Origin of the sequence: Neisseria bacilliformis (assembly GCF_014055025.1) — a bacterium.
Classification (GTDB): Bacteria; Pseudomonadota; Gammaproteobacteria; order Burkholderiales; family Neisseriaceae; genus Neisseria; species Neisseria bacilliformis.
The window spans coordinates 1,772,487-1,791,845 of record NZ_CP059571.1 but is presented as its reverse complement, the minus strand read 5'-3'; the positions used below and the strand labels follow the sequence as shown (position 1 = coordinate 1,791,845).

16 protein-coding genes and 1 tRNA gene are annotated in these 19,359 nt (G+C 58.4%); 2 read left to right on the top strand and 15 right to left on the bottom strand.

The annotated features are described in order from the left end of the window. Positions 1 to 71: 71 nt before the first annotated feature. A complete protein-coding gene (locus tag H3L91_RS08795; protein ID WP_007343405.1) occupies positions 72 to 3,488 on the top strand; it encodes a PilC/PilY family type IV pilus protein in 3,417 nt (1,138 codons plus the stop codon). Between the two features lie 101 nt (positions 3,489 to 3,589). On the opposite strand, the gene H3L91_RS08790 is transcribed toward H3L91_RS08795, so the two are convergent. From H3L91_RS08790 to H3L91_RS08780, 3 genes are all read right to left on the bottom strand, one after another. Continuing rightward, the gene (locus tag H3L91_RS08790) at positions 3,590 to 4,726 is read right to left on the bottom strand and encodes a methyltransferase (RefSeq protein WP_007343404.1); all 1,137 of its coding nucleotides are present in this window, start codon (positions 4,724 to 4,726) and stop codon (positions 3,590 to 3,592) included. Between the two features lie 255 nt (positions 4,727 to 4,981). Next, positions 4,982 to 5,791, bottom strand: a complete 810-nt coding sequence (gene dapB / locus H3L91_RS08785) for a 4-hydroxy-tetrahydrodipicolinate reductase (RefSeq protein WP_007343402.1) — start codon at positions 5,789 to 5,791, stop codon at positions 4,982 to 4,984. A gap of 18 nt (positions 5,792 to 5,809) precedes the next feature. After that, the gene (locus H3L91_RS08780; RefSeq protein WP_007343401.1) at positions 5,810 to 6,190 is read right to left on the bottom strand and encodes an outer membrane protein assembly factor BamE; all 381 of its coding nucleotides are present in this window, start codon (positions 6,188 to 6,190) and stop codon (positions 5,810 to 5,812) included. 154 nt (positions 6,191 to 6,344) lie between these two features. Between H3L91_RS08780 and fur the strand changes: the two genes are divergently transcribed. Next, positions 6,345 to 6,776, top strand: a complete 432-nt coding sequence (fur, locus tag H3L91_RS08775; RefSeq protein WP_007343400.1) for a ferric iron uptake transcriptional regulator — start codon at positions 6,345 to 6,347, stop codon at positions 6,774 to 6,776. Between the two features lie 216 nt (positions 6,777 to 6,992). On the opposite strand, the gene H3L91_RS08770 is transcribed toward fur, so the two are convergent. The 12 genes from H3L91_RS08770 to H3L91_RS08715 all read right to left on the bottom strand — a co-directional run bounded on the left by H3L91_RS08770 (position 6,993) and on the right by H3L91_RS08715 (position 19,190). Further along, positions 6,993 to 7,068 (bottom strand) — tRNA-Asn (locus H3L91_RS08770). 92 nt (positions 7,069 to 7,160) lie between these two features. Beyond that, complete coding sequence (locus tag H3L91_RS08765; protein ID WP_040659036.1) at positions 7,161 to 7,691, bottom strand: hypothetical protein; 531 nt, start codon at positions 7,689 to 7,691, stop codon at positions 7,161 to 7,163. 65 nt (positions 7,692 to 7,756) lie between these two features. Continuing rightward, positions 7,757 to 8,269: a YbjQ family protein gene (locus H3L91_RS08760; RefSeq protein WP_007343399.1), complete on the bottom strand. Its 513-nt coding sequence runs from the start codon at positions 8,267 to 8,269 to the stop codon at positions 7,757 to 7,759. A gap of 10 nt (positions 8,270 to 8,279) precedes the next feature. After that, positions 8,280 to 8,744 carry a YbjQ family protein gene (locus H3L91_RS08755; RefSeq protein ID WP_244958456.1) on the bottom strand — a complete coding sequence of 155 codons (465 nt, stop codon included), beginning with the start codon at positions 8,742 to 8,744 and terminating at the stop codon, positions 8,280 to 8,282. Between the two features lie 90 nt (positions 8,745 to 8,834). Then, positions 8,835 to 9,488 (bottom strand): lysophospholipid acyltransferase family protein, encoded by a 654-nt coding sequence (locus H3L91_RS08750; RefSeq protein ID WP_007343397.1) that lies wholly within the window; start codon positions 9,486 to 9,488, stop codon positions 8,835 to 8,837. 333 nt (positions 9,489 to 9,821) lie between these two features. Next, the gene (locus H3L91_RS08745) at positions 9,822 to 11,090 is read right to left on the bottom strand and encodes an RsmB/NOP family class I SAM-dependent RNA methyltransferase (protein WP_007343395.1); all 1,269 of its coding nucleotides are present in this window, start codon (positions 11,088 to 11,090) and stop codon (positions 9,822 to 9,824) included. Between the two features lie 4 nt (positions 11,091 to 11,094). Continuing rightward, positions 11,095 to 11,955 (bottom strand): phosphoribosylaminoimidazolesuccinocarboxamide synthase, encoded by an 861-nt coding sequence (locus H3L91_RS08740; RefSeq protein ID WP_007343394.1) that lies wholly within the window; start codon positions 11,953 to 11,955, stop codon positions 11,095 to 11,097. Between the two features lie 73 nt (positions 11,956 to 12,028). Further along, positions 12,029 to 12,529: a DUF1841 family protein gene (locus H3L91_RS08735; protein ID WP_007343393.1), complete on the bottom strand. Its 501-nt coding sequence runs from the start codon at positions 12,527 to 12,529 to the stop codon at positions 12,029 to 12,031. 76 nt (positions 12,530 to 12,605) lie between these two features. After that, the gene (locus H3L91_RS08730; protein WP_007343392.1) at positions 12,606 to 13,067 is read right to left on the bottom strand and encodes a hypothetical protein; all 462 of its coding nucleotides are present in this window, start codon (positions 13,065 to 13,067) and stop codon (positions 12,606 to 12,608) included. 160 nt (positions 13,068 to 13,227) lie between these two features. Continuing rightward, positions 13,228 to 14,229, bottom strand: coding sequence for a DNA polymerase III subunit delta (gene holA, locus H3L91_RS08725; RefSeq protein ID WP_007343391.1), 1,002 nt, complete (start codon positions 14,227 to 14,229; stop codon positions 13,228 to 13,230). Positions 14,230 to 14,313: 84 nt separating this feature from the next. Then, the gene (locus tag H3L91_RS08720) at positions 14,314 to 14,784 is read right to left on the bottom strand and encodes an LPS-assembly lipoprotein LptE (RefSeq protein WP_040659032.1); all 471 of its coding nucleotides are present in this window, start codon (positions 14,782 to 14,784) and stop codon (positions 14,314 to 14,316) included. A 563-nt stretch (positions 14,785 to 15,347) separates the two neighbouring features. Then, on the bottom strand, positions 15,348 to 19,190 hold the full coding sequence (locus H3L91_RS08715; RefSeq protein WP_007343387.1) for a DUF3683 domain-containing protein: 3,843 nt from the start codon (positions 19,188 to 19,190) through the stop codon (positions 15,348 to 15,350). Between the last annotated feature and the right edge of the window lie 169 nt (positions 19,191 to 19,359).

Here is a 19,359-nt window from a genome sequence, read left to right as displayed (position 1 = left end):
AAGCGTTCGCCGATAAGGTGCAGGTGATTTTAAAAAATCTGTAATTTCGGAGTGAAAACAAGGAAAACAAAATGGAAAAATCAAAATTAAAGCCGTGCTGTTCGGCTGTTCTGGCAGCAATTACTTTGCTTTCAACAAGTGGCGCGGGTGCGCTGGTTATTGAAGAGGACTTTACAAAAGGCGTAACAAAAAATAATTGGTATATGCCTCAACCGGGCGATGGCGTTACCAGTCGTTCAGATTCTCGTGCAATCAATCAGGCATGTTTAACGGCAGGATCTGGCAGTCAAACCGCATCAGCAACAAAAGCTGGTGTGCCAGGAGCTTGTACGAGTGGTACGAGAGATGCATTAGGTAAAGGTGCATTACGTTTAACACCTGCTGAAAATCATCGTGTCGGCGGTATTGTGTCTGAAACGCCTTTTCCAACCAATGAAGGTGTTGAGATTACCTTTACCACTTATGTTTGGGGGGGTAATGGTGCCGACGGTATGGCTTTTTACTTGATGGATGCAGATCGTCCGGTAAGTATTGGTGCGAATGGTGGCTCATTGGGTTATACATGTGCCAATGACAACCCGATTTACAGTGGTGTCGATGGCGGTTATCTTGGTATTGGCATGGACGAGTTTGGTAACTTTGTGAATGGACCTCATGATAGTACCAGCACTGGTTGGGGAAAAATTGATGCTACTCATTGGAGAGATGCACGTTATGATGCATATCCAAATGGCCCATTTAACGCTATTGGTATTCGCGGTGCGGGCAAAACCAACATCACTTATATGTCTGGCGATTTTCTTCGAGATTTGTATAAAGCAAATGGCTGGGGCAATGTGCCGCAGAGTAAGCTTGATGCTTGGAGGCGTGCATGGGACGGCAACAAATATAAATACTATTGGACATGGAATCCAACACCTAATACAACCGATACACCTAAAAATGCGCCTGATGGTGGGGGCGCGGATAATGCACAAAATAAAAACTGGCTGAAAAGTATGTGTCGTACTGGTACGCTTACTGTTCGTTCAGAGTTTTTACCAGCAGGTCGATCGAATATACAATTAAATGCTGACTCAAAAGATCCAAAAACCAAACTTTATAACTATGAATACATTACTAGCAAACGCTTGGATGTATCAATGTGGAGTAATGTAAAAAATCGTGCCAGTGCCGTTCCTATTCAGTATAAGATTAAAATTACCCCAGATAGTAAAGGTAGTGTTTGGTATAGTCGGAATGGCGGTACTTTCCAAACAGTGATGAAAGACGAAGATTTGGTTTCAAGAAATGGTAAGTTGCCGCGTGCATTCCGTTTTGCCTTCGTCGGTTCAACTGGTGGCTCGAATAATAACCATGAGGTTACCTGCTTTAAAGCTGCTCCGAGTACACAGTCGGAAGGTAGTGCCAGCGTAAACTTACCTGATGCCAAAGTAGTTGGCGATACGCAGGTTTATCTCTCTATGTACAATCCTTATGATTGGTCCGGTCAGATGTTAGCGCGTACACTTGTTCATAGTGGTACAGGTGATAACGCTAGATTTGGTGTTAATGAAACAGCCAACTGGGATGCTTCTTGCAACCTCAATGGTGGACTGTGTAAGGAAACTAAAGCAAATAATACGCCGAAGCAGACTGCTAGAAAATTCTTTACATGGAATGGTACAGGTGGCACAACTTTAGAATGGGGTAACCTGACAGCTGATCAAAAAGCCAGCTTGCTTTCTACAGGTGAAGCAGAAACTATTGGTCAACAGCGTTTAGAGTATATCAAAGGTGATCAAAGCCAAGAACAAACCAGTGTGGGTGTTGGTTTATTCCGCGTTAGAAAAAATATTCTAGGTGATATTATTAATTCTAGTCCGGTATGGGTTGGCTATCCTGCAAATACACGTTACCAACGTACATGGCGTGATAAACATGGTGCTGGAACAGGAAATGAAGATGGGTATCGTGAATTTGCTAACAATAACTATAGCCGCGTTAATGCGGTCTATGCTGGATCAAATGATGGTTTCCTGCATGCTTTCCGTAGTGGACACTATGATGCCAATCGTAAGTTTGATATAAGCGATAATGACGGCCATGAACTGTTTGCTTATATGCCATCTTCCGTATTGCAGAGAATGCATAGAAAAACTGCTTCTGGTAATGATGCTCTTGATTTTTCTAGTAATCACTATGCACATAATTTTTATAATGATGCATCTCCTGCAACAGGAGACGTGTATTACAATGGTAAATGGCATACATGGCTGTTAAGTGGTTTGGGTGCCGGTGGTAGTACAATGTATGCATTGGATATTACTGATCCCGCCAAGTTTTCTGCTGCTAACGTAATTGGAGAATGGACTAACCGCAGTGGCGGTGTATGGTCTAATCTTGGCAATACTTATGGCACTCCTGTATTTGGACGTTTCCATAATAATACTTGGGGTGCGGTATTTGGCAATGGCTGGTGCACCAAAACGGATGCAGATAATGGCAACTGTACTGCCAATACGGGACCTGCGGGTATATACATCATGTCTATTAATAAAGACACAGGTACACCGAGCTTCCGCTTTATTAGCACAGGTGTTAGTGGTACTGCTGATGACCCCAATGGTATCGCTTACGTAACACCGACTGATGTGGATGGTGACTTGATTTATGATTATGCTTATGCAGGCGACCTTAAAGGCAATGTATGGCGTTTTAATTTAACTGGTAATATGGATCAAGTAGAGAAAATCTTCACTACTCGTACCGGTCAGCCAATCACGACTAAGATTGTTGTTGGTTTTGGAGATCAAACTGGGCGCGATCCAATCCTGAACTTTGGTACTGGTCGCCGTCAGGAAGGGTATTTGAATAATGCCACGTCATTTGCTGCTGGTGTACAAAGTCTTTATGGTTTGCGTGATCGCACTGCTATAAAATTTGGTGCAGCACAGCAAATTGATCATAGCCAGTTGCAGCAACAGACAGTCAGTGAACAAACAGGATCGTTTGTTGATGGTAATGGTAAAACCCAGGGATCAAAAAAATTAAGTAATGAGTTGGTAAACTGGACTTCACAACATGGCTGGTATATGAACTTAGGTAGTAAGGTAGTAGGTAAAGACGAAAAAGGAAACAATATTGTCAATTATGAGCAAATTATCTACAATCCTTATTTAGAGAGAGGTAAGTATTTAATTGTAAACAGTTATATAGATGGAAGTGCACCTTTGCTGTCTTGTGATACTGTTGCAGCTTCCGGCGCAACATATCCGCTTAATAGCAGCACAGGTGGTGGTATTGCCGATTATTACAAATTGGGAACGGGTTCAATTGCAGCACTCTATGGTGCAAATGGTACCGTAAGTATTTTGAGGGTTACAGACTCAAAAGGTTATACCCATACTGTAATGCTGTATAAAACACCAGATGGTAAGACTCATGTAGTTAAAGTCAATCTGCCTGTACCTCCGGTAAAACGTGTCAGCTGGCGTGAAATTTTCTAAATACACGCAGCGATAGTTTAGAAGGCCGTCTGAAAACCTACGGGTTTTCAGACGGCCTTTTTATTCTTTTATTATTGTCCGGCATGTCCGGAGTGTTTGATTCAGCCCAAAACCGCAGGCTGCAAACGGTAGAGCGTGGTGGTTTCCCTGCTGCGGGCGAAGGCGAGGGGGGCGTTTGGGGCGGCGGCTTTTTTGTGGGCGGGGCGGGTGTGCAGGGTTTGGGCGACGCGCAGGGAGGCCGTCTGAAAAAGGGCAGGCAGGAAGCCGGGGGCACGCAGGTCGAGGTGTTCGGCGAGGTCGGACATGACGAGCCAGATTTCGCCGTTCGGGTTGAGGTGTGCCGCCGCGCCGTTCAGGAAGCCGCGCAGCATGGCGTGGCCGGGGTCGTAGAGGGCGGTTTCGATGGCGGATGTGGGTTTGGCGGGCAGCCAGGGCGGGTTGCAGAGGATGAGGTCGGCGCGTCCTTCGGGGAAGAGGTCGGCTTCCTCTACGCTGATGTTGTCTGCAAAACCGAGGCGGCGGATGTTGGCGCGGGCGCAGGCGAGGGCGCGGGGGTTGTTGTCGGTGGCGGTGATGCAGGTGATGCCGCGTTGGGCGAGCAGGGCGGCGAGGATGCCGGAGCCTGTGCCGATGTCGAAGGCCGTCTGAAAACGGGAATGGGCGGCGGCCTGTGCGACAAGGTCGAGATATTCGCCGCGTATGGGGGAAAACACGCCGAAGGGGACGTGGATTTTCGCGCCGAGCGCGGGGATGTGTACGCCTTTTTTGTGCCATTCGTGCGCGCCGATGAGGCCGAGCAGCAGGTTGAGGGGGAGGAGGAAGGGGGCGGAGTCAGGGCCGGGTTTGCCGTAGAGGTCGGCGAGGGCGGCACGGATGTCGGGGGCGCGGGGGAGGCTGAGGGTGAAGCCCGCGCCGATTTCGACGGCGAACATGTTGGTGAGGCGGCTTTGCTGCGCCTGCCGCAGGCGGTGGCGGTGGAAGGCGGCGGCGGGGTCGGCGGGCTTTTTGTGGTTTTCAGACGGCCTGTTGCCGCGCACGCGCTTTTTCAGGGCGGACAGAATTTGTTTGGCGTTGTGGTAGTCGCCGGTGAAGACGGTGGCGGTGTCGGCGCGGGCGTTTTGCAGCACGGCGGCGGCGTTGGTTTCGCGGGTGAAGACGGCGTTTTTCGGCGGCTTCTGCGTGCTTTCGCTGCGCCATTCGTATGTTGCGGCGCGGTCGGTGGGGATTTGGGTGTACATGGTAGGCCGTCTGAAAAAAAAGGGGATGATTGTAAGAACCTGTTTAGCATCTCTGCGCGGCTGCCGCTAATGCATCTTGGCCGCATGGCTGCGTTGCAAAACTTGGCAATAGTCCCACTATTGCCAAGTTTTGCGCCTTGCCCTGCGGCCAATCTGCATCAGCGGATACCTCGCTCAGAGATGCTAAACAGGTTCTAAGGCCGTCTGAAAAGCGGCTGCCCCGTTTTCAGACGGCCTTATGATGCGTGGGCGGGTTTAGTGGTTTGCCAGGCCGAGTACGTCCTGCATGTCGAACAAGCCTTTTTTGCCGCGCGCCCACACGGCGGCGCGGACTGCGCCGGAGGCGAAAGTCATGCGGCTGGACGCTTTGTGGGTGATTTCCACGCGCTCGCCGTCGGTGGCGAAGAGGGCGGTGTGGTCGCCGACAATGTCGCCTGCGCGCACGGTGGCAAAGCCGATGGTGTTCGGGTCGCGCGCGCCGGTGTGGCCTTCGCGGCCGTAAACGGCGCATTCTTTCAAATCGCGGCCGAGCGCGTTTGCAATCACTTCGCCCATGCGCAGCGCGGTGCCGCTGGGGGCGTCGACTTTGTGGCGGTGGTGCGCTTCGATGATTTCGATGTCGTAGCCTTCGTTTAACACGCGGGCGACGGTGTCGAGAATGTGGAAGGTGAGGTTTACTCCCACGCTGAAATTGGCGGCGAACACCACGCCGATTTTTTCGCCGGCGGCTTTGATGGCGGCTTTGCCCGCGTCGTCGAAGCCGGTTGTGCCGATGACGATGTTCGTGCCGCGTTCCACGCATTTTTGCAGGTGGCGCAGGGTGGGTTCGGGGCGGGTAAAGTCGATGAGCACGTCGCTTTGGGCGATAACGGCGTCCGCGTCGTCGGAAATGGTGATGCCGGTTTTTAGGCCGATGGCAAAGCCTGCGTCGAGGCCGAGCGCGTCGGAGCCGGAATGCTCGATTGCGCCGCCCAATACGGTGTCGGGGTGTTTTTCAACGGCTTCGATCAAAACGCGCCCCATGCGGCCGTTTGCGCCGGCGATGGCGATTTTTAAGGGATTCATGCTGGTGTTCCGTATGGTTTATTGCGCCTGTGCGGCGGATTGGAGCTGCCGGCGGGCGTATTCGATGGCGTTGCCTTCGGCTTTGACCACGCGGTCGTTCTCAAACCAAACGGTCAGATTGCGCGTTTCGGCCTGGTCGATGATGCCGTTGCGGCTGGTTTCGTAGGTATAATCCCAGCGGTTTTGCCGGAAGGCGGAACGCAGCAGCGGCGTGCCCAGCAGCAGCTGCACTTGGTCGCGGCTCATGCCGGGCTGCAAGGCGGCCACGGCGCGGGCGTCGAGGCGGTTGCCCTGGATGACTTTCAGTTTGTAGGACGGAAAATGGGAAACCCGCTCGGACGAGCAGGCGGCGAGGGCGAAAAAAGCCGTTGCGGCAAACAGACAGGCGGTTTTGTTCACGGATTTTACCTTTGCGAAAAGTATGGGAAAATGGGCGAAACGGAACGGCGCGGCCTATATTTGAAAATTTTTATCAAATGATAGTGTGCAAAGCCGTTAAAATTGCGTATTATAGCGGTAATTACCTAACCATGATATGAAAGAGAACCAAACTATGATGGACAGCAACATTGCGCAACTGAGAGATAGCGGCCTGAAAGTAACTGGCCCCCGTTTAAAAATCCTTGATTTGTTTGAAAAACATCCGAAAGAGCATATGAGCGCGGAAGACGTGTACCGCATGCTCTTGGAAAGCGACGTGGAAATCGGTGTGGCCACCATCTACCGCGTGCTGACCCAGTTCGAGCAGGCCGGCATCCTGCTGCGCCACCACTTTGAAACCGGCAAAGCTGTGTACGAGTTGAACACCGGCGGCCACCACGACCACATCGTCTGCGTCAAATGCGGCAGAGTGGCCGAGTTCCACAGCGAGGAAATCGAAGAGTTGCAGGACAGGATGGCCGAAGAACACGGATACCGCATTGTCGATCACGCGCTGTATATGTACGGCGTGTGCAGCAGCTGCCAGAAAAAAGAAAGACGCTGATTTTCCGGTTTTTCGATTTCCAATGAAAAGAAGCATTCGGTGTTTGCCGGATGCTTTTTTAATACCGGCTGTTACAGGTAAGGCTGCTGCAGGAAAAACGAATGCAGGGGCAATCCGAGTGTTCCGAAACTAAAAAATCTCCATGGAAAAGCATGGAGATTTTTCTTTTTTACATCACGTTTTAAGTTTCAAAACGCTCCTTTAAAAAGATGTATTTGGCTCCCCGACCTGGGCTCGAACCAGGGACCTGCGGATTAACAGTCCGTCGCTCTACCGACTGAGCTATCGGGGAAAGTAGACGCGCATTATAGCGGCGGCGGGGGTTTTGTCAAATGTTGCGGCTGTCTGAAAACGGCTTTGGCGGTAAGCGGATAAATAAAAAGGCTATTTAGTTTTCTGTATCGGGGCGAAGTAGCGGGGCAGGGGGTGGCATTCGGGGGATTGGGCGGCGAATGCGCTCAGGAGGCGGCGGCAGGCGGCGGTTTCGGCGGATGCGGGCGCGGTCAGGGAGGCGTAGCAGCGGGCGAGGATTTCGGCCTGCTGCTCCATGTTGAGGGCGGCGAAGTCGCGGATGGCGGATGGGGGCGGGCAGGCGTAGGCGCGGCGGCGCAGGTAGCCGCCGCGTGCGGTGAGGATGAGGCCGCCGAGCCAGGTTTTGAAGCCGTGCTGCCATTGCCAGACGTGGGTGAGTTCGTGGATGAGCCAGAGGGTGTAGCCGGGGGCGGCTTGGGTGTAGTCGGTCAGGTAGTGGGCTTTGGGGAAGTAGATGCGGCCGTTGGGGGAGACGGCGGCGGAGAGGCGGGGCAGCAGGGGCAGGCCGCAGTGGATGCGGACGGCGGGGTAGTCGAGGTGTTGCCCGAATACGGTTTGGGCGGCGCGCGTTTCGGCGGGGGTGAGGCGGCGGGATGGGGTCATTTGGTGCGGGTGTGTGCAGAGGCCGTCCCCGCCTACGCGGGGATGACGTTTCTGAAAAGGTGTTTTCAGACGGCCTTTTTGCCGGTTTTACCCGCCGTGCCGTAGGCGAGGATTTCCACTGTGCCGGTGAGGCCGCCGTTGTTTTGCTGGGCGGGCGGGGAGAGGGTTACGGTGTCGAGGCGGACGTTGTACACGGTGTCCGCGCCGAGGGCGGCGGCTTTTTCTTTCAGGCGCAGGAGGGCTTCGCGGCGGGCGCGTTCGAGCAGGGTTTCGTATACGCCGATGTTTCCGCCGACGAGGTTGCGCAGCCAGGCGAGGAAGTTGCGGAAGCGGTCGGAGGAGAGGACGACGCTGCCGTAGACGAGTTCGCCTTCGCGGAAGTTTTGCGGCGGGTGTTTGACGGCGATGAGGGCGATGTGCCGGAGACCGGCTTCGCGGCGGGAGAGGTCGGCGAGGTGTTTTTTTTCGTTGTGCCGTCCGGTGAAGAAGGCGGCGGCCATGATGATGAGGGGAAGCCATATCGGCCAGGCGGCGATGAGGATTTCGGCGATGCCGATGCCGGTGTCGGGCTGGTTCACGGCGCGCTCCTTAGTCTTCGAGGACGACGGCGGTGCCGTAGGCGAGGATTTCGGCCGCGCCGGCGGCGACGGAGGCGGTGGAGAAGCGGACGTTGACGACGGCGTTCGCACCGGCACGGTGCGCCTGTTCGGCCATGCGGCGCAGGGCTTCGTCGCGGGCTTCGTTGAGCAGTTCGGTGTAGCCTTTGAGTTCGCCGCCGACGATGTTTTTGAGGCCGGCCATGATGTCGCGGCCGACGTGTTTGGCGCGGACGGTGGAGCCTTGGACGAGGCCGATGTGGCGGGCGATGGTGCGGCCGGGGACGGTTTCGATGTTGGTGGTGATCATGCTCGGGTCTCTTTCGTTGCGGTTGGAAACAAGACGGGTTGAGGCCGTCTGAAAAGGGTTCGCATTATAGGGGGAAACGGGACGGGTGCGGTGCGCGGGCTGCGCCGAAGCTGTGTTTTCAGACGGCCTGATTGGGTTGTGGGGCAAAGCAGGCCGCGTGCGTGGCTTGCGCCACACACCCTGCCTCAACGGCAGAGGCCGTCTGAAAAACGGGTGCGGCGTGGGGAGGCTGCGTTTTCAGACGGCCTTTCCGTCGGCAGACGCCAGGGTGAGGAGGGCGGTGCGGGTGCGTTCGAGGAAGGTTTCTTTGTCTTCATTGTCGTGCAGAAACAGGGGTTCGCCGATGTGCACGTCGCACAGGAGGGGCACGGGGAGGATTTTGCCTTTGGGCAGGACGCGGCTGATGTTGTCGATCCAGATGGGGACGAAGCGGGTGGCGGGGCGGCTGCGGGCGAGGTGGTAGATGCCGGATTTGAAGGGGAGGAGGGCGGCGGTGTCGTCGGTGTTGCGGGTGCCTTCGGGGAAGAGGATGAGGGAGCGGCCGCCGTCGAGGGCGGCGGCCATTTTGGCGGTGGTTTCCTGCGCGCGGCCGCTTTTGCGGGGGACGAGCAGGGCGTTGAAGACGGTTTGGATGACGAAGCGTTTGAGGTGGCCGCCGAGCCAGTATTCCGCGCCGGCGACGGGACGGGCGGCGGTGCGCCAGCGGCGGGGCAGGGCGATCCAGACGAGGAGGAAGTCGCCGTGGCTGCCGTGGTTGGCGTAGTAGACGGTGTGCTGCGGGGGGAAGGTCAGGCTGTTTTCGCTTTTGGGGCGGATGCCGGTGAGGAAGGAGACGAGCAGGCAGAGGGCTTGGTCGGTGAGCCAGGCGAGTGCTTGTTTGATCAGGGTCATGGCGGTTTGTTTGCGGGTTTTGGCTGCGCCGAAGCTGCGTTTTCAGACGGCCTGTGGGGCGGGAGGCTCTGTTTCAGGCCGTCTGAAATGCGGGGAATGCGTGCGTGGCTTGCGCCACACACCCTACTTAACGGCGGAGGTTGTTTGGAAATGCGTAAAACGGTTTTTGGCTGCGCCGAAGCTGCGCTTTCAGACGGCCTGTTTGTTTTCCCGATGCCCGAATAAGCACCGTATTCCAAGACCGCGTGCGTGGCTTGCGCCACACACCCTGCCTAACGGCGGAGGCCGTCTGAAAAATGGGGAAAGCGTGTTTCGGCAGCGGCGAAGCGGTTTTCAGACGGCCTCTTTGCGGCGGAAGGCGGCAGCGAAGAAGCCGTCGGTGTGGTGTGCGGCGGTGTCGAGGCGCAGGTATTTTCCGGTGTCGAGGGGGACTTTTTGTGCGGCGAGCAGGGCGGCGCAGTCGAGGGGCTCGAATTCGGGGTGTTCGGCGAGGAAGCGTTCGGCCTGTTGTTCGTTTTCCTGCGGCAGGATGCTGCATGTGGCGTACACGAGGCGGCCGCCGGGGATGACGAGGCGGGCGGCGGCGGCGAGGATGCTGTGCTGTTGTTCGGCAAGTTGGGCGACGGTGGCGGGCGACTGGCGGTATTTGAGGTCGGGGTTGCGGCGCAGGGTGCCGAGGCCGGAGCAGGGGGCGTCAACGAGTACGCGCTGTGCTTTGGCGTTCAGGCGGCTGATGCGCGGGTCGTGTTCGCTGCCGATGCGCTCGGGGTGGATGTTGGTGAGGCCGGCGCGGGTCATGCGCGGTTTGAGTTTGGACAGGCGTTTCTCGGCGGTGTCGAAGGCGTAGATGCGGCCTTTGTTGGCCGTCATTGCGCCGAGGGCGAGGGTTTTGCCGCCCGCGCCGGCGCAGAAGTCGATAACGGTGTCGCCGCGTTTCGCGCCCAAGAGCAGGGCGGTGAGCTGGCTGCCTTCGTCCTGCACTTCGATGCTGCCGTCGAGAAACAGGGGGTGGCCGTAGAGGGCGGCTTTGTCGCGCAAGCGGATGCCCCAGGGGGAGTACGGGGTAGCTTCGGCCTGTATGCCCTGCTGCTGCAAGGCGGCAAGGATTTTGTCGCGGCGGGCTTTGAGGGTGTTGGCGCGCAAATCGAGCGGGGCGGGACGGGCGACGCTGCGGCCGAAGCGCAGGATGTCTTCGTCGGGAAAGCCGCTGCCGCGCAGGGTGTCTGTCAGCCATTGGGGCAGTTCGGCGGCGGTGTTGAGGCCGTCTGAAAATTCGTTTTTGCGCGCTTTGAGGGCGGCGAGGAAGGCTTGTTCTTCCCGGTCGGCCAAACCGTCGAGCCGGCTGATGTTGAAGCCGCGCCCGAGTACCAGCGCGGCAAGGGCGGCTTTGCGGGCTTGGGCGGGCGGGTCGGGCAGGGCGGCGGCGGTTTTCTGGTAGTGGCGGATGGCGGCGAAGGCGGTTTCGGCGATTTCGCTGCGGTCTTGGCGGCCGAGTTTCGGGTGGCGGCGCAGGTAGGCCGACAGGACGGCGTCGGCGGGTTGGGCGAAGGCCAGGATGTCGGCGAGGACGGCGGCGGTGTGGTCGAGCTGGAAGGGGGTCATGGCTTTATTCGGTGAGCAGGCGTAGGGCTTCGCGGTATTTGGCGGCGGTTTTCCCGATGATTTCGGCGGGCACTTGCGGGGCGGGAGGCTGTTTGTTCCAGCCGCTTTGTTCCAGCCAGTCGCGCACGAACTGTTTGTCGAAGGAGGGCGGGCTGATGCCGACGCGGTATTGGTCTTGCGGCCAGAAGCGGCTGGAATCTGGGGTGAGCACTTCGTCCATCAGGGTGAGGGTGCCGTTGTCGTCGAGGCCGAATTCGAATTTGGTGTCGCAGATAATGATGCCGCGCGTCTCGGCGTAGGCGGCCGCTTCGGTGTAGAGGGCGACGGCTTTGTCGCGCACCTGGGCGGCGAGTTCGGCGCCGATAAGGCGTTCGCATTCGGCAAAGGAAATGTTTTCGTCGTGGCCGCCCATTTCGGCTTTGGTTGAGGGAGTGAACAGCACTTGCGGCAGTTTTTCAGCTTCGTGCAGGCCCTCGGGCAGTTTGATGCCGCAGACGGTGCCGGTTTTTCGGTATTCCTTCCAGCCGCTGCCGGCGAGGTAGCCGCGCACGATGGCTTCGATTTTGACGGGGGTGAGGCGTTTGGCGACGACGGCGCGTTTTTCGACGGCTCGGGCTTCGCTTTCGAGCAAAACGTCGTACACGCTTTGGCCGGTGAAGTGGTTGGGCATGATGTGCGCGAGTTTGGCAAACCAGAAGTTGGAGATTTGGGTAAGGATTTCGCCTTTGCCAGGGATGGGTTCGGGCAGGATGACGTCGAAGGCGGAAAGGCGGTCGGTGGCGACGATGAGCATGGTTTTTTCGTCGATTTCGTAGAGGTCGCGCACTTTGCCGGAGTAGGTTTTTTTGAGGCTGATTTGGGTCATGGGAGACTTTCGGGGGCGGGTTGGGAAATGTATCGAGGCCGTCTGAAAGAAACGGTTTCAGACGGCCTTTCGTTTATCTGCCGCTGATTTTATCGGAGCGCGGCACTTCGTGCGGGTTGATGCGGCGCGTTTCTTCCTGCCCGAGGCCGACGAGGCGGCGCAGGCGGGTGATGTAGGCGTTTACGTCCAGGCCGTTGCCGTAACGCTGGGCTTCCCATATGGTTTCGGCGAGGGCTTCCATCATTTGGTGTTCGGCAGCGACCCAGTCGCCGTTGCGGCGGGCAACGAGGGTGTCGCGGAGGGCGCGGATGCCGGGCGGCTGGTCGATGGCGGCCTGCTCTTGGATGGAGAGGTGCAGCGAGAGGTGGAGGAAGGGGTTTTCGCGGCCGTTTTCGGGTTGCCATTCGGCATCGAGGTAGTCTTCGATGTTGTCGAGGTAGGGGGCGTATTCGCGGTGGGCTTCGAGGATGTGCAGGGCTTTTTGCTGCAAGGCGTCGAGGGCGAGGGGGTTGAGGCGTTGCCGCCAGACGCCGGCGAAGAAGCGGCGCACGTCGTGGGTGTTTACGTCGTACATGGTCTGCGGTGTGTGCTTTTGGTTTGAGGCCGTCTGAAAACGGGTTCCGACCCGGTGTTCAGACAGCCTGCGGAATTTAACGGAAGCGGTTGCCTTTGCCCTTGCCTTTGCCTTTGCGCTGCTGCGCCTGCATTTCCTGCATCGCTTTGATTTGCGCCTGACGGGTTTTGGCGTTGAAGGGGGAGGTGTCTTTGAAGAATTTGTGCGCTTCTTCGGGCGGGCAGTTGTTGTTGGCCATGCAGTAGATGAGCACGGCGTCTTTCTGCGCCTGGCCGCCGCTGTTGTACATGCGGCGCAGGTCGGCGGGGTTGATGCGGCCGCTCTGCGGGTCGATGTTGAAGGATTTGAGGCGGTCGGTGAACTGTTTGCGCTGGCGTTTGACCGCCCACACGGCGGCCAGGGCGATGAGGGCGGCGGCCAGCAGCACGGAGAGCAGGGCGACCCACCAGCGCACGCCGAACAGAATCAGGATGCTGGTAATCACGGCGGCGATGAGCGAGATGCGGATGGCGGGCTGGACAAACATTTTCGGATTCATGGCGTTTCTTTGTATTCGTGGTTGCGCAGGGGGCGGATTGTAAACCGAAACGGCGTTTTGGCGCATCTTTCTTAACGCTTATGGCCGACGGGTTTGGCCTGCGCCCGCGCCGCGTTTTCAGACGGCCTGATCCGTTTCACGGACAAAGTCTTCCCATGATTCACACCGCCAAGCCGCACACTGTCTGCCGGAAGACCGCCCACGCGTCGCCCGCTTCCGCGCCTTTGATGAGGCGGTCGGTGCGGGCGCATTCCTGCAAGGCGGCCATCAGGCGGGCGACGCCGATGCGGCGCACAGCCTGCGGAGCGAGGGTTTGTTTGTCGCCCCACAGGCGCAGGCTGTTGCGCACGGCCTGCACGCTCTGGCCTTGTTTCAAGGCGGCGGCCAGACGGATGAGGGTGCGGATGTCTTCGGCCAGCGTCCACAGCAGCAGCACGGGCTCTTCGCCTTCGGCTTCCAAGCCTTCCAGCAGTTTCAGCGTCCGCGCCGCGTCACCGCCCATCCACGCGGCGGCCAGTTGGAACACGTCGAAACGCGCCACGTCGGCCACCGCCTGTTCCGCGTCGGCCATGCTGAGGGTGTGGCCGGCGGGGTGCAGCAGGGCGAGTTTGCCGATTTCCTGCTTGGCCGCCAGCAAATTGCCTTCGACGCGTTCGGCAAACAGGGCGAGCGCGTCGTCTTCGATGGCGAGGTTTTCCTTTTTCAGACGGCCTCTGATCCACGCGGGGAGGGCGGCGGCGGGCACGGGCTTGGCTTCGAGCACCGTGCCGCGTTTGGACAGGGCGGCAAACCATTTGGCCTGCGTCTGCGCCTTTTCCAGCTTGGGCAGGACAATGACGGTAACGGTGTCGGCGGGCAGGTTTTCCGCCAGCGTTTGCAGCGCGTCGCCGCCGGTTTTGCCCGGTTTGCCGCCTGGGATGTGGATTTCCAGCAGCTTCAAATCGGCAAACAGCCCCGCGCTGCCGGCCGAGGCCAGCAGCGTGTCCCAGTCGGCGGCGGTTTCGGGCGTGTGGCTTTCGCGGTTGAGATAACCCTGTTTTTTCGCGGCTTCGCGCAGGGTGTCGAGGGCTTCGACGCGCAGCAGGTCTTCTTCGCCGTGGATAAGGCAGAGCGGCGGCAGCGGGGTGTCGGGGGTGAGGGATTCGATGGGCAGGACGGGCATGGCGGGCGGGTTTCAGACGGCCTGAGGTGTTTCGCGGAACATCAGGCCGTCTGAAAAAACAGATTGGGGAAAAACGCGGGCGGCTCAGCGCGGCAGGAAGGCGAGGCGGCGGACAAGCTGGTCGGCGGCGTCGCGACGCATTTCGCGGCGGATGGTTTCCTCCTCTTCCTGCTTGCCCAGCACTTCGCTGTCGGCGTATTCGAGCTGGCGGCGCACTTCCACCTCCATCGGTCCGCCCAGCGGCTCGCCGTTGCGGTAGGCTTGGGCGCGCACTTTGAGCACCAAGAGGTAGTCGGCCACCAGCGCGGCGCGGGTGATGGTGAGCACGTCTTTCTGCGTGTCCGCCTCTTCCACTTTGAGCACCGCCTGCGCTTGGGCGGCGGGCACGGGCGCGCCGTCGGCGCGGCGCAGCGCGTTTTCCAGCGGCTGCTGCAATTGGCCGCCCTGGATGTTCCAGTTTTTAAACGGCAGCTTGTCGTAAGGCTGCGTGCCTTTGAGGTGGAAGCCGCAGGCGGCCAGGAGCAGCGCGGCGGCGGCAGCGGGGATTTTGTTCATGTGTTTTCCTGAATCCGGGCCGTCTGAAAAAGGCGGTGTGGGCAAACCCGTTTTCAGACGGCCTCAAAACGCAAAGGCCGCCATTCTACCGCAGTTTGCCGCGCTTTTTGCGCGGGCGGCGGCGGGGATCATATGTAGGGTGTGCCGCCCCGAGGCGACGCACGCGGTTTCTGCTGCGCAACGAATCCGAACGGTTTTCCGAAAACTCAAACCGCGTGCGTGGCTTGCGCCGCACACCCTACGTATCATCCTCTTGCCGTCATTCCCGCGCAGGCGGGAATCTTCTCTGACATTCAATGATTCTTGAAGAAACAAATAATTGCCTAGCACCACCAAGATTCCCGCCTGCGCGGGAATGACGGCAGGGATTTTCAGTAGCCGTAGGTCGGATACTTGTATCCGACATCCCGTGTCGCAACTGCGCCGTAATGATACGGAGACAGCGTGCGTGGCTTGCGCCGCACACCCTGCCTAAGGGCAGAGGCCGCCTGAAAAAGCGGGTCTTGGGTTTGTGCGGCGGCGGAACGGGTTTGGCTGCGCCGAAGCCGCGCTTTCAGACGGCCTTATAGCCGTATTTTCTCCACCCCGCCGGCGTTGGCTTTTTTGACAAACTCATCCAGCCAGTTTTCGCCCAGGATGTGCCGTGCCATTTCGATGACGATGTAGTCGGCGGGCAGGTTGTTGTCGTCGGCGTAGCGGCTTAAGCCCTGCAAACAGGCGGGGCAGGTGGTGAGCATTTTTACCGGCTCGCCCTGCGGCAGTTGTTTGAGGTTTTTCTCGATTTCTTCCTGTTTGCGGAATTTGACCTGGGTGGCGATGTCGGGGCGTTTGACGGCGAACATGCCGCTCTCGCCGCAGCAGCGGTCGCTCAATACGACTTTTTGGCCGATGAGTTCGCTGGCCATTTGGGTGGCGTTCATGGTTTTGACGGGGGTATGGCAGGGGTCGTGGTAGAGATACTGCTGGCCTTGCACGCCATTGAGTTTTACGCCTTTTTCCAACAGGTATTCGTGGATGTCGATGATGCGGCAGCCGGGGAAGATGTCTTCAAAACGGTATTTTTCGAGCTGGTCGTAGCAGGTGCCGCAGCTGACGATGACGGTTTTGATGTCGAGATAATTCAGGGTGTTGGCCATGCGGTGGAAGGCGACGCGGTTGTCGGTGCTCATTTTGTCGGCGCGGTGGCGGTCGCCGCTGGCTTCCTGCGGATAGCCGCAGCACATATAGCCCGGCGGCAAAACGGTTTGCACGCCGACATGCCAGAGCATGGCCTGCACGGCAAGGCCGATTTGGCTAAACAGCCGCTCCGAGCCGCAGCCGGGGAAGTAGAACACGGCTTCGGCATCTTCCGTGCTTTGCGGGTTGCGGATGATGGGGATGCTTTTGTCGTCTTCGATGCCGAGCATGGCGCGCGGGGTTTTGGCAGGCACGCTTTTGGGCAGCGGGCGGTTGATAAAGTGGATAACCTGTTCTGTTACCGGCGCTTTGCCGACGGTGGCTTTGGGTTCGGCTTTTTGTTTTTTCGTGCCCAAGGGCAGCAGTTTGCCCACTTTGTAGGCGAAGTGTTGGGCGGGGAAACCGGTGCGTACCATCGCAGTGCGCAGGGCTTTAATCGCGCGCGGGCTGGTGGCGTTGAGCAGGGCTTGGCCGACGGCGGCCACGGGCGTGCTGCGTTTGTGGCCGGCATCGGATAAGTAGTTGCGCACGGCCACGGTTACGTCGCCGAAATCGATGTTTACCGGGCAGGGTTTGACGCAGCGGTGGCAGACGGTGCAGTGGTCGGCGATGTCGCCGAGTTCTTCAAAGTGTTTCACCGAGATGCCGCGCCGCGTCTGCTCTTCGTATAAAAAGGCTTCGGTGAGCAGGCCGACACCGAGAATTTTGTTGCGCGGGCTGTAGAGCAGGTTGGCGCGGGGAACGTGGGTGGAGCAGACGGGCTTGCATTTGCCGCAGCGCAGGCAGTCTTTTACCGATTCGGCGATGGTGCCGAGTTCGGATTTCTCCATAATCAGCGATTCGGCGCCCAAAAGCTCGAACGAGGGCGTGTAGGCGCGGCGCAGGTCGGAGCCTTTCATCAGTTTGTGGCGGTTGAAGCGGCCTTCTGGATCGACGCGGACTTTGTAGTCCCAAAAGGGCTGCATTTCTTCGTCGGTGAGAAATTCGAGTTTGGTAATGCCGATGCCGTGTTCGCCGGAAATCACGCCGTTCAGGCGGCGTGCGATGCGCATGATGCGCTCGACCGCGCGGTGGGCGGTTTGCAGCATTTCGTAGTCGTCGGAATTGACGGGGATGTTGGTGTGGACATTGCCGTCGCCCGCGTGCATGTGCAGGGCGACAAACACGCGGCCGCGCACGGTTTTGCTGTGGATTTTGCCCAGCGCGGCGTTGATTTTGGCATCGGCCTTGCCGCTGAAAATATCGGCCAAGGGCTTCATCACATCGGTTTTCACCGACACACGCAGCCTGAAATCGCGAAAGGCGATAAAGCAGCTTTCGTCGTCGCATGCTTCCGAAGCAGCCTGAACGGCATCGCCGAAGCGGTTTTTATACTCGGACAAGGGCGAATCGAGATGATCGAGCAGCCATTGCCAGCGTTGCCGTACGGCTTGAACATGGGCAAGGGCGTGGCGGGCGCGATCGCCCAACAATTCGGCGCTGGGCAGGTCGGTGTCCATTTTATCCACCGGCAGGCTGCCTGAAAGATATCGGATGAGCGCGTCGCACAGTTTGAGCTTGTTTTGAATCGACAACTCGATGTTGATGCGCTCGATGCCGTCTGAATACTCGCCCAGCCGTTCGAGCGGAATCACTACGTCTTCGTTGATTTTAAAGGCATTGGTGTGTTTGGCGATGGCGGCGGTGCGGCTGCGGTCGAGCCAGAAGGTTTTGCGCGCTTCGGGCGTAACGGCGATAAAGCCTTCGCCTTCGCGCTGGCGTGCCAGCTCGCAAATGCGCTCGGCGGCGGCAGATACGGCGGCTTCGTCGTCCGAGACAATATCGGCCAGCAACACCATTTTCGGCCGCCCGCGTCCGGCGGCTTTGGTGGCGTAGCCGACGGCGCGGACATAACGCCAGTCCAAATGCTCCAAACCGGCCAGCCGCACGCTGTCGTGCGCGAGCAGATAATCGCGGATTTCCACGATGGACGGCGTGGCCTTGGCCACTGTGCCGAAAAATTCCATGCACACCGTGCGCGTATGCTTGGGCATGGTGTGCAGCACAAAAGCCACGCTGGTAATGATGCCGTCGGTGCCTTCTTTCTGCACGCCCGGCAGGCCGCTTAGGAATTTGTCGGTAACGTCTTTGCCCAAACCGACTTTGCGGAATTTGTGGCCGGGGATTTCCAGCCGCTCGGTTTTCACCACTTTAAGGCCGTCTGAATCCAGCGTGTGCACGTCAAACACCGCCGTTTCTTCGTCGTGGATTTTGCCGAAATTGTGGCGCACGCGCTCGATGCGCAGCCATTCGCCCTGCGGGTTGACCATCTGCCAGTAGGCCAGATTGTCCAGCGCCGTGCCCCACAGCACGGCCTTTTTGCCGCCCGCGTTCATCGCCACATTGCCGCCCACGCAGGAAGCGTCGGCCGAAGTGGGGTCAACGGCAAACACCAGCCCGGCCTGATGCGCGGTTTCTTCCACCCGCCGCGTTACCACGCCCGCGCCGCAATGGATGATGGGATGCTTGCCGTCCAAACCGGCCAGCGGCACATACTGCACGCCGCCGTGCAAATCGAGTTTTTCGGTGTTGATCACCGCGCTGTTGGCATCCAGCGGCACCGCACCGCCGGTATAACCCGTGCCGCCGCCGCGCGGAATAATCACCAAATCCAGCTCAATCAGCGCGCGCACCAGCGGCGCGACTTCGGCTTCGGAATCGGGGTTGACCACCACAAAGGGATATTCCACGCGCCAGTCGGTCGCGTCGGTAACGTGGGTAACCCGCGCCAGCCCGTCAAACATAATATTGTGCGGCTTGGTGATTTTCGAGAGCCGCTGCAAGATGCGCTCGCGCTTGGCACGGGTGGCGTCGAAACTTTCGTCAAAACGCTTTACCGCCGCTTCGGCCGCCGCTACGAGCATGGCAACCTGCGGATTGTCGTCGCGCCGCTTGTGGATTTCGCCCAAACGGTGGCGCATCTCGCCCACCAAAGCCGCGCGGCGCTTGGGGTGCGCGAGCAAATCGTCGACCAGATACGGATTGCGCTCCACCACCCAAATATCGCCCAACACTTCAAACAGCATCCGCGCCGAGCGGCCGGTTTTGCGCTGCGCGCGCAAGTCTTCCAGCGTCTGCCAGGCTTCATCGCCCAACAGACGGATTACGATTTCGCGGTCGGTGTAGGAAGTGTAGTTGTAGGGGATTTCGCGCATACGCGCGGGGGCTGCGGCGGGGAGGGCGGTGGTCATGGTTTGTGTTCCGTGTTTTGTTTATTGTTTATTGTTTGATGCAGGCCGTCTGAAAAGCGGTTTTGGTTGCGCTGAAGCTGCGCTTTCAGACGGCCTGTCGGGTTTGTTGCAATGTAATGTAAATTTCAGGCCGTTTCAAGTAAGAATGCCGACAATCCGCCGGCGGGCA